This window comes from Pseudomonas wayambapalatensis, assembly GCF_049942315.1.
Classification (GTDB): domain Bacteria; phylum Pseudomonadota; class Gammaproteobacteria; order Pseudomonadales; family Pseudomonadaceae; genus Aquipseudomonas; species Aquipseudomonas wayambapalatensis.
Genome location: NZ_JBNFMU010000189.1, coordinates 1 through 13739, shown reverse-complemented (window position 1 = coordinate 13739; position 13739 = coordinate 1). Strand labels below are relative to the sequence as shown.

Below are 13739 nucleotides of genomic sequence, written 5' to 3'. Positions count from 1 at the left end.
GGCTTGCCCGCGAACACGGGCGTAGCCCGTGCCAGGCGGCGCGGTGTCTTTTTCGCGGGCAAGCCCGCTCCTACAGCTATCACCACTCGTCAAATAATCAATTGACGTATATCAAAATCAGCATTAGCTTAACCATTAAATCGAACAATAAATATCGCACAGCGATACGTGAGGCTTGAATTGTACGATCCATTGGTTGATGCGAACCCAGGCCGGGCCCAGCCCCATGCGCCGTCCTATTGGGCCGATACCGCAGGTTCGCCGGTCGCCGACGATGGCCCGGTGCGTGGCAATGAAGACGTCGAAGTGGCGATCATCGGTGCCGGCTACACCGGCCTCAGTTGCGCGCTGCACCTGGCTCGCGAGCACGGGGTGCGGGCGGTGGTGCTGGAGGCGAACCAGACCGCCTGGGGTTGCAGCGGACGCAATGGCAGCTTTGCGCGCATTTCCGGTGGCCGCGTGCCGCTGGCTGCGCTGATCGAGCGCTACGGCGCCGACGCCGCGCGCCAGTACTTCAACGAGATGCGCCAGGCGCTGGACACCACCCGTGGCCTGATCCGCGACGGCAACATCGACTGCGACGCGCAGCCCGATGGCGTGTACAAGGTCGCCAGCAAGGCCATCCACGTCGAGTCGCTCAAGCGCGAAATGGGCCTGTACAACGACCTGCTCGACTACCCGGCCCACTTCGTCGAAGCCGCCGACCTGCAGTCGGTGCACGCCGGTGCCGAGTCGTTCGGTGCACTGCACATGCCCGACGGCTTCAGCATGCATCCGCTGAAACTGGCCTGGGGCGTACAGCGCATGGCCCGCGAGGCTGGCGCGCGGGTGCACACCGGCTCGCCGGTCACCGCCTGGACCAGCAGCGCGCAGGGCCATCGCCTGGTCACGCCAGGCGGGGTGATCACCGCGCGCAAGGTGGTGGTCGCCACCAACGGCTACACCTCGCGCCAACTGCACCCGGCACTGACCGGGCGGATCCTGCCGGTGCACTCGCAGATCATCGTCACCCGGCCGATGAGCGCCGCCGAGAAGCAGGCCAGCCTGCCGGGTGCCGACTGCATGTTCGATACCCGCAACCTGCTGTTCTATTACCGCCGCCTGCCAGACGACCGCATCCTCTTCGGCGGTCGCAGCGCAGTGAACGGCCGCGACGCGGAAAACCCGCTGCACCGCGAGCGCCTGCTGGCGGCGCTGTGCCGCAAGTTCCCGGCGCTGCAGGGCATCGACGTGGATTACAACTGGGGCGGCTGGGTCGCGGTGACCAACAACTCGCTGCCGCACTGCTACCCGATCCAGGGCGTGGCCAATGCCTACACCGGCGGCGGTTATGCCGGCAGTGGCGTGTCGTTCTCGCTGCAGACCGGCAAGCGCCTGGCGCAGATGGCCTGCGGCGAAGCCCGGCCCACGCCGGTGCCGTTCCTGCACCAGGCGCCCAAGCCGTTCCCGTTCCAATCCTTCCTGCGTGTCGGCCAGCGCATGGCCTACGCCTGGTATCGCTTCAAGGACGCCGAGCGTGCGTCCGTCTAACTGGAGAGCGTCATGATGTATAGCGAGTACCTTATCGACGGTGAGCTGGTGCGCGGGCAGGGCGACGAGTCGCCGATCCTGGCGCCAGCCGACGAGCGTGTGCTGCATGTGCTGGCCGATGCCTCGCCTGCCCAGCTGGATGCCGCCGTCGATGCCGCCGAGCGTGCCTTCACCGGTTGGGCGCGCACGCCACCGCGTCAGCGCGGCTACCTGCTGCTCAAGCTGGCCGAGCGCATCGAGGCCGACGCCCAGGCGCTCGGCACCCTGGAAAGCCAGAACTGCGGCAAGCCGCTGCAAAAGGCGATTGGCCACGAAGTGCCGGCGGTCGCCGATGTGTTCCGCTTCTTCGCCGGGGCCGCGCGTTGCCTGCCGGGCAGCGCCGCTGGTGAATACGTCGCCGGCAGCACCAGCATGATCCGTCGCGACCCGCTCGGCGTGGTCGGGCTGATCGCGCCGTGGAACTACCCATTGCTGATGGCAGCCTGGAAGCTGGCCCCGGCCCTGGCCGCCGGCAACACCGTAGTGTTCAAGCCGTCCGAGCTGACGCCACTGAGCGCCCTGTACCTGGCGCGGCTGTGTGCCGAGATCTTCCCGCGCGGCGTGGTCAACATTCTTTCCGGGCGCGGTGCCACCCTCGGCGCGCAGCTCAGCGCCCATCCCAAGGTGCGCATGGTGTCGGTCACCGGCGACATCGCCACCGGCCAGGCCGTGGTCCGCGCCGCCGCCGGCAACCTCAAGCGTACCCACCTGGAGCTGGGCGGCAAGGCGCCGGTACTGGTGTTCGCCGATGCCGACATCCCGGCAGCCGTGCGCATGATGCGTACCGGCGGCTACTACAACGCCGGGCAGGACTGCACCGCGGCCTGCCGTGTGTATGTCGCCGAATCGGTGCGCGAGCAGTTCCTCGAACAACTGGTCGCTGAGGTCTCGACGCTGCGTACCGGTCACCCGGAAGATCCGGCCAGCGACTTCGGCCCGCTGATCAGCCGTCGCCAGCAGGAGCGCGTGCAGGGCTTCGTCGAACGTGCCGCGGCGCTGGCGCACAGCGAAGTACTGGTTGGCGGCAAGGTTCCCGACGGCCCGGGTTTCTTTTTCCAGCCGACCGTCATCGCCGGCGTGCGCCAGGACGACGAGATCGTGCAGAAGGAAGTGTTCGGGCCGGTGGTGTCGGTCACCGCCTTCGACGATGAGGAGCAGGTGCTGGCCTGGGCCAACGAAAGCGAATACGGCCTGTCGGCCTCGGTGTGGACGCGCGACGTGAAGAAGGCCATGCGTACCGCCAGCCAGCTGCAGTACGGTTGTGTCTGGGTCAACCAGCACATGACACTGGCCACCGAGATGCCCCATGGCGGGCTGCGCCAGTCGGGCTACGGCAAGGACTTGAGCCTGTACGGCCTGGAGGATTACACCAGCGTGCGGCACATCATGATCGACATCGGCTGAGGCCGGGCAACTGCACAACAACACAAGAACACAACAACAAGCAGGGATGACTGCAGGACTGGATGTCCATGACGTTTCGCCAACTGTCTAACTACAACAAATGCAGGGGTTGAACATGAAACGATTCGAATGGCGTGCAGGCACCGTGGCGGTATTGCTGGGGCTGTGCACCTGGCAGGCCCACGCGGCCGAAAGCGTAACCTTCGCCGGCTGGGGTGGCGCCTTGCAGGACGCCGAACGCAAGGCCTACCTGGAACCTGCGGCGAAGAACCTGGGTATCGCCGTCAAGGAAGACAACATGGACGGCCTGGCGGCGGTACGCGCCCAGGTGATGTCCGGCAAGCCCAAGTGGGATGTGGTTGAGCTGGCCTCAAACGACTGCATGGTGGCCGAGAAGGAAGGCCTGACCGAGCCGCTGGACTTCTCGGTGATCAAGACCGAGGGCGTCGATCCCAGGTTCTACGGCAAGAACTGGATCGCCAGCCACGCCTACTCGACGGTCCTGGCCTGGAGCACCGAAGGCGGTGCCGCCAAGGCCCAGACCTGGAAAGACTTCTTCGATCCGTCCGTGAAGGGGCCGCGCGCCCTGTACCGCAACCCGTTCACCACGCTCGAAGTGGCGCTGCTGGCCGACGGCGTGGCGCCCAAGGATCTCTACCCGCTGGACGTCGAGCGCGCCTTCAAGGTGCTCGAGCGGATCAAGCCGCAGGTGGTCAACTGGTGGAGCAGCGGCACCGACTCGGCGCAGTTGCTGCGCAGCCACGAGGTGGACTTCCTGGCCATCTGGGCCTCGCGCGTCGAGGACCTGAAGAAGGCCGGTCAGCCGGTGGACTACACCTATGACAAGGCGCTGCTCGACTATGACTGCGTGGTGGTGCCCAAGGGTGCCCCGAACAAGGCCCAGGCCATGAAGCTGATCGCGCAGATCATGTCGCCGCAAAGCCAGGCCATGCTTGCCACCCTGATTCCCAACCCGCCGGTCAACAGCAAGGCCTTCGACACCGGCATCATCCCGGCGGACCTGGCGAGCAAGCTGCCGACAGCACCCGCGAACGTCGACAAGGTGGCCTTCTTCGACCCGGCCTGGTGGCAAGGTCGCCAGGCCGAACTCCAGCAACGTTTCGACCTGTTCATCCAGAACTGATCGACCTTTCCGCGCCCTGTGCAAGCGGGGCGCACCTGGAGAAAAGCACATGCACAAACACCTGATCAAAGGCGCTGCGTTCAGCCTCCTGGCCAGCGCACTGTTCGCCGCCACGGCACATGCCGACGGCGGCATCACCTTCGCCGGCTGGGGTGGCGCCCTGCAGGATGCCGAGCGCAAGGCGTACCTCGAACCTGCCGCCAAGGCGCTGAACATTGCCATCCGCGAAGACAACATGAACGGCCTGGCCGCCGTGCGCGCCCAGGTGATGTCAGGCAAGCCGAAGTGGGACCTGGTCGAACTGGGCATCACCGACTGCGTGCAGGCCGAAAAAGAAGGGCTGTCCGAGCCGCTGGACAAAAGCGTGATCGACATCCGCGACATCGACCCGGCCGTGGTCGGCAACAACTGGATCGCCAGCCATGCCTACGCCTCGGTGGTGGCTTGGGCCAAAGACACCGGCAAGCCGGTGGCCCAGACCTGGCAGGCGTTCTTCGACCCCAATGTCAAAGGCGCGCGGGCCATGTACACCAAGCCCTGGCAAACGCTGGAGGCCGCGTTGATCGGCGATGGCGTAGCCCCGGCGCAGCTGTATCCCCTGGACATCGACCGCGCGTTCAAGGCCCTGGAGCGGATCAAGCCGCAGGTCGTCAACTGGTGGAGCGCCGGTGCCGACTCGGCGCAATTGCTGCGCAGCCGCGAGGTGGACTTCCTGGCGATCTGGAACGGGCGCGTGGCCGAGGTGGCCAAGTCCGACGACGCGGTCGACTACAGCTTCGACGGCGCCATCCTTAGCTACGATTGCCTGATCGTGCCGCGCGGTGCGCAGAACAAGGACCTGGCCATGCGCGTGATCAACCAGATCATGCAGCCGACCAGCCAGGCGACGCTGGCGACCTTGATCCCCTACGCGCCGGTCAACAGCCGCGCCTACGAGGTCGGCCTGATCAGCGCCGAGCAGGCCAGCCGCCTGCCGACCTCGCCGCAGAACATTGCCAAGGTGGCGAAGATCGACCCGCATTGGTGGGTGCAGAACCAGCAGGCGGTGCAGCAGCGTTTCGAGTTGTTCATCGCCCACTAGGACGAGGCGGGCCGTGCTGGCCCGCGTCATAACCCGTGTTCCGTGCCGCTTGCGGCCCCGAGTCTGACCATGTCTGAAGATACGAAGCTCTCGACCTCCATCGACATCGAGCATGTCACCAAGACCTACGGCAGCTTTGCCGCGCTCGATGACGTCTCCCTGAACATCCGCAGTGGCGAGTTCCTGTCGCTGCTGGGCTCGTCCGGTTCGGGCAAGACCACCTTGCTGATGGCCCTGGCCGGCTTCGTGCGCCCGGACGCCGGCAGCATCCGCTTCGGCGGGCGGGAAATGGTGTTCGAGCCGCCGCACAAGCGCGACCTGGGCATGATGTTCCAGAACTACGCACTGTTCCCGCACATGAACGTGTTCCAGAACGTCGCCTACCCGCTGAAGTTGCGCGGCTACAGCCGTGACGAAATCCGCAAGCGAGTCGGCGAGGCGCTGGAGATGGTCGAGCTGGACAAGCTGGTCGGGCGGCGCATCGACGAGATGTCCGGTGGCCAGCGCCAGCGCATCGCCCTGGCCCGGGCGATCGTCTTCGAGCCGAAGATCCTGCTGATGGACGAGCCGCTGTCGGCGCTGGATAAACGCCTGCGCGAAACCATGCAGCTGGAGATCCGTCGCCTGCACGAGCGCCTCGGCATGACCGTGGTCTACGTCACCCACGACCAGCGCGAGGCACTGACCATGTCCGACCGCATCGCGGTGATGAGCCAAGGGCGGATTCAGCAGATCGACACCCCCGAAAGCCTCTACGAACGCCCGGCCAACCGCTTCATCGCCGAGTTCGTCGGCGAGTCGTCGTTCCTGCCGGTGGCCATGCGCGAGGGCAGGGCATGGTTCCGCGACCAGCCGTTGCAGGCGGTGTTCAGCGAAGGCTGCCTGAACAACCCGAGTATCCTCCTGCGCCCCGAGAAACTGCGCTTCGTCGATGACGGCCAGCAGGGCCTGAACCTGTTCCGTGGGCAGGTCCACGACGTCATCTACCAGGGCGAAAGCCAGTTGCTGCAAGTGGACCTGGGCGAAGGCACGCAGGTGTCGATCCGCCGCCCCTCGCGCAGTTCCTCCGGTGACCGCCTGCCGACGCGTGGCGATCACGTGGTGCTCGGCCTGCACCCGCAGGACAGCCTGATCGTGGGGGACTCGGCATGACTACGCTCAACCTGCAAGGCGCGCTGCACGGCCAGGCCCTGCAACGCGCGGGCAAGCGCCACGGCTGGTTCCTGCTCTCGCCAATGCTGCCGGCGCTGCTGCTGGTGCTGGTGACTTTCGTGCTGCCGATCGGCTGGCTGTTCGGCCTGTCGCTGTTCGATGCCGACGGCAACCTCAGCGCCGAGAACTACACGCGCCTGCTGCAACCGATCTACGTGCTGGCGTTCACCCAGACCTTCAAGATCGCCCTGATCGTCACCGTGGTCTGCGTGCTGCTGGGCTACCCCTACGCCTACTTCATGGTCCACGCGCCGCGCCGCCTGGCAGGCCTGGCGATGGCACTGCTGCTGATCTCGCTGTGGACCTCGCTGCTGGTGCGCACTTACGCCTGGCTGGTGCTGCTGCAGCGGCGCGGCCTGGTCAACGACGTGCTGACCTCGCTGGGCATCGTCGACACGCCGCTGGCGCTGGTGCACAACCTCACCGGCACGGTGATCGGCATGACCCACATCATGCTGCCGTACATGGTGCTGCCGTTGTATGCGGCGATGAAGAGCATCAACCCGCTGTACCTGCAGGCCGCCTCGACCTTCGGTGCATCGCCGACGCGGGCGTTTCGCGATGTGTTCCTGCCGCTGTCGCTGCCGGGGCTGGCTGCGGGCGCGACCTTGGTGTTCGTGCTCAGCCTGGGCTTCTACGTGACCCCGGCGCTGCTCGGGGGCGGCAAGGTGCAGATGCTGTCGATGCGCATCGAGAGCGATGTGTCGATGTACGCCAACTGGGGCGCTGCCTCGTCGCTGGGCGTGGTGCTGCTGGTTGCCACCCTGGTGATCCTGTTCATCGTCAAGAAGATCGCCGGCCTGGGCCGGCGCAGCGAGTGAAGCCATGAACCGACCCCTGAACCACTGGCTGGGCCTGGCCGCCCGCCGCGCCTGGCTGTACCTGCTGGTGCTGGCGATCATGGTGTTCCTGCTGACGCCAACCCTGATCGTGTTGCCGATGTCGCTGTCGGATGCGCGCTACCTGAGCTTTCCGCCCAAGTCGCTGAGCCTGCAGCCGTTCTTCAGCTACTTCGCCTCGGTCGAGTGGCAGAGCGCAACGCGCATCTCGCTGATCACCGCGACCCTGACCATGATCCTGGCCACCACCCTGGGCACCGCGGCGGCCTACGCCCTGCACAACAGCCAGCAACGCTACCTGGGCCTGCTGCGCGGGCTGATGATGGCGCCGATGATCGTGCCGTCGATCTTCATCGCCATCGGCCTGTTCTTCGTCTACGCGCGGCTGGACCTGAACAACAGCATCCCGGGCCTGGTGCTGGCGCACACGTTGTTGGCGCTGCCGTACGTGATCATCAACGTCGGTGCCGGGCTCAAGACCTACGACATGACCCAGGAACACGCCGCCTGCATTCTGGGCGCCAGCCGCCTGCGTGCATTCTTCGACGTGACCCTGCCGCAGATCCGCTTCTCGGTGGTGTCTGCGGCCATGCTGGCGTTCGCCGTGTCGCTGGATGAGGCGGTGATCTCGCTGTTCATCAGCGGCGGCGACAGCGCCACGCTGACCAAGCGCATGTTCAGCTCGCTGCGTTCGGAGATCGATCCGCTGATCGCCGTGGTCGCCACTTTGATGACCCTGTTGTCGATCATCATGCTGGCGGTCAGCCTCACCGCGCAGCGTCGCGCCCAGCGCCGGAGCGAGTCATGAGCCTGCGCCTGCCGGGCGCCAGTGGCGCGCCGCTGAGCTTCAGCTGGAATGGCCGGCGCCTGCAGGCCCTGGCCGGCGACAGCGTCGCCCAGGCCCTGCTGGCCAACGGTATTCGCGGCCTGGCCTGGACGCGCAAGGCGCACCGGCCCCTGGGCTTGTCGGGGCTCTACACCACGGGCGTGCTGGCGCGGGTCGATGGTGTACCCAACGTGCGCCTGGACCAGTGCCTGGTGCGCGAGGGCATGCAGGTCAGCCGACAGAACAGTTGGCCGAATCCGCGTTTCGACCTGCTGCGCCTGGCACGGCTGGTGCCGTCCGGCTGGATCAAGGGCGGTTTCGAACAGAGCAACCTGGTGCCCAGCGGCGGTCGACTGTTCCAGCACTGGGAGGCATTGCTGGCGTTCCTGGCCGGTGTGGCCGAGCCCGCCGACCAGGGCTTCGCCGGCCCACCTCCGGTCGGCCAGCGGCTGCGCGCCGAGGTGCTGGTGATCGGCGCCGGGCCTGCTGGCTGCGCAGCGGCCAACCGCGCCGCGCAGGAGGGGCGCGAGGTGCTGCTGGTGTCCCGTGGCGAGTCGCCCGCGCGGTATGCCCGGCAAGCCGATGCTGCGCTGGCGCCGCTTGATCCGCGGGTGCGCTGCCTGTTCGGCGTTGAGGTGTTCGGTGCCTACCGTGAAGGTCGCTTGCTGCTCGGTGCGCCGATCGATCCCGCACGCGGCGCCGTGGCGCTGGAGGCCGACGAGGTGATCCTGGCCACCGGGCGCAGGGTGGTGCCGTCCCTGGTCCCCGGTGCCTGGTTGCCCGGGGTGATGGATGCGCGCACGGCGCTGGCACTGGCTGCCGACCGACGCATTGCGCCGGGCAAATCGGTGGTCGTGCTTGGCGATGGGCAGCAGCAGGCCCTGGCCAACCGCCTGCGTGAGTTGGGCGTGCAGGTGGTGGCCGTGGCCGAGGTCGCTGAGCTGCAGCGGGTCATTGGGCACAACCGGGTCAGGGCTGTGCAACTCGAGCGCCTGCAGCCCTGCGATGCGCTGGTGTTGGCCGGCCCCGGGCTGTTCGACGACAGCCTGAGCTTCCAGGCCTCGGCCAGCGGGCGGCTGCAACTGGTCGGCGCGCGTTCTTCGCTGCGCCGCGCAGGCAGCGCCGCCGAACCCGACCCGGCGCTGGCCCCCGCCCGGGATGCTGCCGTGCTGCTGTGTCCGTGCTTCGATGTGTCCGGGCGCGAGGTCGATGAACTGCTGGAGCAAGGCATCGACGACCTGGAGGTGATCAAGCGCCTGACCTCCTGCGGCATGGGCCCGTGCCAGGGCCAACCGTGCTGGGACTCGCTGCGAGCCTACGTCGCCGGACGCCTCGGCGTGCCCGTGCTGCAACTGGCGCGGCCGACCCTGCGCCCGCCGCGCCGGGCCCTGACCGTGGCCCAGGCCGCTGGTCTTTGCGACGTCGTGGAGCCACTGCAATGAACCTGAATGCCCAACTGCCCAAGCGTTGCAGCATCCTTATCGTCGGCGCCGGTATCCAAGGCCTGTCGCTGGCGTTCAACCTGGCCGAGCGCGGTGTGCGCGACATCCTCGTGCTGGATGCCGGCTATTGGCAGGGCGGTGCGTCGGGACGTAACGGCACCCTGATCCGTGGCGCCTTCAGCTCGGTGGAGTGGACGCGCTTCTTTGCCTACTCCAACCAGCTCTGGCATGGCCTGTCGCGGCGCCTGGGCGAGAACGTCATGTACTCGATGCGCGGCTACAGCATGATCGGCGAGCGCACGGCCACCGCCGAACTGCTGCATCGCACCCGCGAAGTGCACCGCGAATGCGGCATCGATTCGCAGTTGCTCGACCCGGCACAGTTGCGCAATGTGCTGCCGGCCCTGGCCCACGAGCGGGTCAGCGCCGCCCTGCACCTGCCGGGCAGCGGCGTGGCGCCGCACCATGCGGCGATGCATGCCTATCACAAGGCCTGCGAGCGTCTGGGCGTGACCCCGCGCTATCGCACGCCGGTCGCTGCCATCGACCGCAGCGCTGGCCGTGTCAGTGGCGTGCGGGTAGGGGAGCAGCGCATCGATGCCGACGTCGTCGTGCTGGCCGGCGGCGCCAACAGCAATGCCCTGGCGCAGATGGCCGGGGTGCCGCTGGAGGGTTACCCGATGCGCCTGGAAGCCATGGCCCTGGAGCCGACCCGCCCGCTGATCGGCCCGGCCGTGGCCCTGCTCGACCGGCTCTGCTACATGCACCAGACCGCGCGTGGCGAAGTGGTGGGCGGCGCCGAGGTGGCCGAACGCCCGCAGGACACCCTCAATGCCGACGTCCCGGTGATGGCCGCGACCGCCAAGGCCTACATGGAGATGTTCCCGCAACTGGGCCAGGCGCGTATCCTTCGCCAGTGGGCCGGGCTGGTCCACATTTCGCCCGATTTCGGGCCATTGCTGGGGGCGCACCCCGCCTTGCCGGGGCTGTTCGTCAGTGCCGGCTGGTGCTACGGCCATGCCGGGGCGCCGGCGGCCGGCGAGCTGCTGGCCAGGGCCATCGTCGAAGGGACGGTGGACGAGCGCATGAAACCCTTCGCTGTCGAGCGCTTCGTACAAGGGCGTCCGGTGGTCGAGCCGGGCATCGTGCTGAGTCATTTCGAATGAACAACCGTGAATGGGAGCATCCTTTCGCGGCGGCCGAGCCGGCCGTCCGGGTTGCCTCCCTCAGAGCTGTCAGAAAAGGATCGAACGCCATGAGCGCCGCTGAAGAATCGCCCCTGTTCGTCACCGCCCTGTCCAAGGGGCTGGCGGTCGTCACTGCGTTTCGCAGTGGCCGGCCGAGCATGAACCTGGTCGAGCTGGCCGAAGCCACGGGCCTGAACAAGAGCACGGTGCAGCGCTCGGTGTACACCCTCGAAACCCTCGGCTACCTGGCCAAGGATGCCGTGACCAAGCGCTATCGCCTGACCCCGCGCTCGCTCGACCTGGGCTCTGGCTACCTGCAGACCAGCGAGCTGGTCGAGCGCGCCAACCCCTACCTGCACGAGCTCAACCGCGACACCGGCGAGAGCTGCAACCTGCTCGAGCCCTGCGGCACGGACATGCTCTACGTGGCGCGTTTCCCCAGCCACAAGCAGATCCCGATCCACGTGCCGCTGGGCCGTCACCTGCCGATGTACTGCACCGCCGCGGGCCGTGCCTACCTGGCGGCGCTGCCGGAGCGCGAGAGCGAGGCCATCCTCGATGCCTCGCAGCTGATGGCGCACACCTCCAGCACCGTGACCGACCGCGAGCGCCTGCGCGAGATCATCGCCAATGCGCGCAAGGACGGCCATGCCTTCGCCAGCGAACAGTACTACGTCGGTGACATCAGCGTGGCGGCGGCGGTGGTCAATGCCGATGGCTACCCGCTGGGCGCGGTCAACGTCGCCGTGCCGCTGGGGCGCTGGAGCCTGGAGGAGGCCAGAAAGGACCTGGCGCCGAAGGTGATCAACACCGCGCGTTCGATTGCCAGTGCCGTGCGCAGCCTGCGTCCCTTGACCTGATCGATTCCCCGTAAACCGGGGTCGCTGCGCGCCCCAATCGCGGGACAAGCCCGCTCCCACACGGACAGCTCCCGTCTGTAGGAGCGGGCTTGCCCCGCGATGGGCCTCGCAGCAACTCCACCCATGCCAACGCACCCTCGTATGCGTGACGGCCCCCGTTTGTCCGAAATAACCTGGAGTCCCCATGTCCATCCAACGTTTCCAGCCCAACAACAACCGCCTCAGCCACGCGCTGGTGCACAACGGCATCGTCTATGTCACCGGCCAAGTACCGGCCGACCGTACCCAGGACGTGCGCGGCCAGACCGCCCAGGTGCTGGCGCGCATCGACGAGTTGCTCGCTGAGGCCGGTTCCGACAAGTCGCACATCCTTTTCGCCCAGGTGTGGCTCAAGCACGCCGTGCAGGATTTTGCCGAAATGAACGCCGCCTGGGACGCCTGGGTGCCGAAGGATGCACTGCCGGCCCGTGCCACGGTCGAGGCCAACCTTGCTGCCGAGAACATCCTCGTTGAAATCGCCGTTCAGGCCGCGGTCAAGGAGTAAGGTCATGGCGACGATCAAGCATCTGATCCACGGCGAGCCGGTCGCGAGCGGCGGGCGCACCGCCGAGGTATTCAACCCGGCCACCGGCCAGGTCATCCATCAACTCGAACTGGCCAACCGCGCCACCGTGCAGGCGGCCATCGACTCGGCCAAGGCCGCGTTCCCGGCGTGGCGCGACACGCCACCGGCCAAGCGCGCGCAGGTGATGTTCCGCTTCAAGCAGCTGCTGGAGCAGAACGAGGCGCGTATTGCACAGATGATCAGCGAAGAGCATGGCAAGACCATCGAGGATGCCGCTGGCGAACTGAAGCGCGGGATCGAGAACGTCGAATTCGCTTGTGCTGCACCCGAGATTCTCAAGGGTGAGTACAGTCGCAACGTCGGCCCGAACATCGACGCCTGGTCCGACTTCCAGCCCCTGGGCGTGGTGGCTGGCATTACCCCGTTCAACTTCCCGGCGATGGTGCCGCTGTGGATGTATCCGCTGGCCATCGTCTGTGGCAACGCTTTCATCCTCAAACCCTCGGAGCGCGATCCGAGCTCGACCCTGTACATCGCCCAACTGCTGCATGAGGCCGGCCTGCCCAAGGGCATCCTTAACGTGGTGCACGGCGACAAGGAAGCGGTGGATGCGCTGATCGAGGCGCCGGAAGTCAAAGCGCTGAGCTTCGTGGGTTCGACGCCGATCGCTGAATATATCTATGCAGAAGGCACCAAGCGCGGCAAGCGCGTGCAGGCGTTGGGCGGCGCGAAGAACCACGCGGTGCTGATGCCGGATGCCGAGTTGGACAACGCGGTCAACGCGCTGATGGGCGCCGCCTACGGCTCGTGCGGCGAGCGCTGCATGGCGATCTCGGTGGCAGTGTGCGTGGGTGACCAGGTTGCCGATGCGCTGATCGCCAAGCTGGAGCCACAGATCAAGGCCCTGAAGATTGGTGCCGGCACCCAGTGTGGGTTGGACATGGGGCCGCTGGTGACGGCGGCTGCGCGTGACAAAGTGCTGGGTTATATCGACGATGGCGTGGCGGCTGGCGCCGAGCTGGTGGTCGATGGTCGCGGTTTCTCGGTGGCAGGCAACGAGAACGGCTACTTCGTTGGCGGCACCTTGTTCGACCGGGTGACGCCGCAGATGCGCATCTACCAGGAGGAGATCTTCGGCCCGGTGCTGTGCGTGGTGCGTGTGCAGAGCCTGGAAGAAGCGATGCAACTGATCAACGATCACGAGTACGGCAACGGCACCTGCATCTTCACCCGCGACGGCGAAGCTGCGCGGCTGTTCTGCGACGAGATCGAGGTAGGCATGGTGGGTGTGAACGTGCCGCTGCCGGTGCCGGTGAGCTACCACAGCTTTGGTGGCTGGAAGCGCTCGCTGTTTGGCGACTTGCATGCCTATGGGCCGGACGGTGTGCGCTTCTATACCCGGCGCAAGGCGATTACCCAGCGCTGGCCGCAGCGTAAGAGCCACGAGGCGTCGCAGTTCGCGTTCCCGAGCTTGTAAGGTTGTGGTGATGTGAGAAGCGGGGAGGACAACCAACCCCCCCCCCCCCCTTTCCCCACCCCCCACAACTCCTTCAACAAAAAATTTACACCCCCCCCACTCCCCCCCCACCCGAAAAACACACACCCTACCC

The 13739-nt window shown here is 66.7% G+C and carries 12 protein-coding genes; all 12 read left to right on the top strand.

The window, feature by feature from the left end:
• Positions 1-180: 180 nt before the first annotated feature.
• A complete protein-coding gene (locus tag ACPZMI_RS15045) occupies positions 181-1530 on the top strand; it encodes an NAD(P)/FAD-dependent oxidoreductase (RefSeq protein WP_426352565.1) in 1350 nt (449 codons plus the stop codon).
• Positions 1531-1545: 15 nt separating this feature from the next.
• Positions 1546-2973, top strand: coding sequence for a gamma-aminobutyraldehyde dehydrogenase (locus ACPZMI_RS15040; protein WP_426352566.1), 1428 nt, complete (start codon positions 1546-1548; stop codon positions 2971-2973).
• A 115-nt stretch (positions 2974-3088) separates the two neighbouring features.
• Positions 3089-4117, top strand: a complete 1029-nt coding sequence (locus ACPZMI_RS15035) for an ABC transporter substrate-binding protein (RefSeq protein ID WP_186670322.1) — start codon at positions 3089-3091, stop codon at positions 4115-4117.
• Positions 4118-4166: 49 nt separating this feature from the next.
• The gene (locus ACPZMI_RS15030) at positions 4167-5198 is read left to right on the top strand and encodes an ABC transporter substrate-binding protein (RefSeq protein WP_186722029.1); all 1032 of its coding nucleotides are present in this window, start codon (positions 4167-4169) and stop codon (positions 5196-5198) included.
• Positions 5199-5267: 69 nt separating this feature from the next.
• Positions 5268-6350 (top strand): ABC transporter ATP-binding protein, encoded by a 1083-nt coding sequence (locus ACPZMI_RS15025; protein WP_065861865.1) that lies wholly within the window; start codon positions 5268-5270, stop codon positions 6348-6350.
• Positions 6347-7231: an ABC transporter permease gene (locus ACPZMI_RS15020; protein WP_288374924.1), complete on the top strand. Its 885-nt coding sequence runs from the start codon at positions 6347-6349 to the stop codon at positions 7229-7231. Before ACPZMI_RS15025 ends, ACPZMI_RS15020 begins: the two co-directional genes overlap by 4 nt.
• Before the next feature lie 4 nt (positions 7232-7235).
• Positions 7236-8057, top strand: coding sequence for an ABC transporter permease (locus ACPZMI_RS15015; RefSeq protein ID WP_426352564.1), 822 nt, complete (start codon positions 7236-7238; stop codon positions 8055-8057).
• Entirely contained in the window at positions 8054-9517 is a 1464-nt protein-coding gene (locus ACPZMI_RS15010; RefSeq protein WP_426352563.1) for a 2Fe-2S iron-sulfur cluster-binding protein, read from the top strand. The genes ACPZMI_RS15015 and ACPZMI_RS15010 overlap by 4 nt, the downstream gene beginning before the upstream one ends.
• On the top strand, positions 9514-10683 hold the full coding sequence (locus ACPZMI_RS15005; RefSeq protein ID WP_426352562.1) for an NAD(P)/FAD-dependent oxidoreductase: 1170 nt from the start codon (positions 9514-9516) through the stop codon (positions 10681-10683). The genes ACPZMI_RS15010 and ACPZMI_RS15005 overlap by 4 nt, the downstream gene beginning before the upstream one ends.
• Positions 10684-10772: 89 nt before the next feature.
• Entirely contained in the window at positions 10773-11564 is a 792-nt protein-coding gene (locus ACPZMI_RS15000; RefSeq protein ID WP_426352561.1) for an IclR family transcriptional regulator, read from the top strand.
• A gap of 184 nt (positions 11565-11748) precedes the next feature.
• On the top strand, positions 11749-12108 hold the full coding sequence (locus ACPZMI_RS14995; protein ID WP_054894294.1) for a RidA family protein: 360 nt from the start codon (positions 11749-11751) through the stop codon (positions 12106-12108).
• Between the two features lie 4 nt (positions 12109-12112).
• Positions 12113-13606, top strand: coding sequence for a CoA-acylating methylmalonate-semialdehyde dehydrogenase (locus ACPZMI_RS14990; RefSeq protein ID WP_426352560.1), 1494 nt, complete (start codon positions 12113-12115; stop codon positions 13604-13606).
• Positions 13607-13739: the final 133 nt, after the last annotated feature.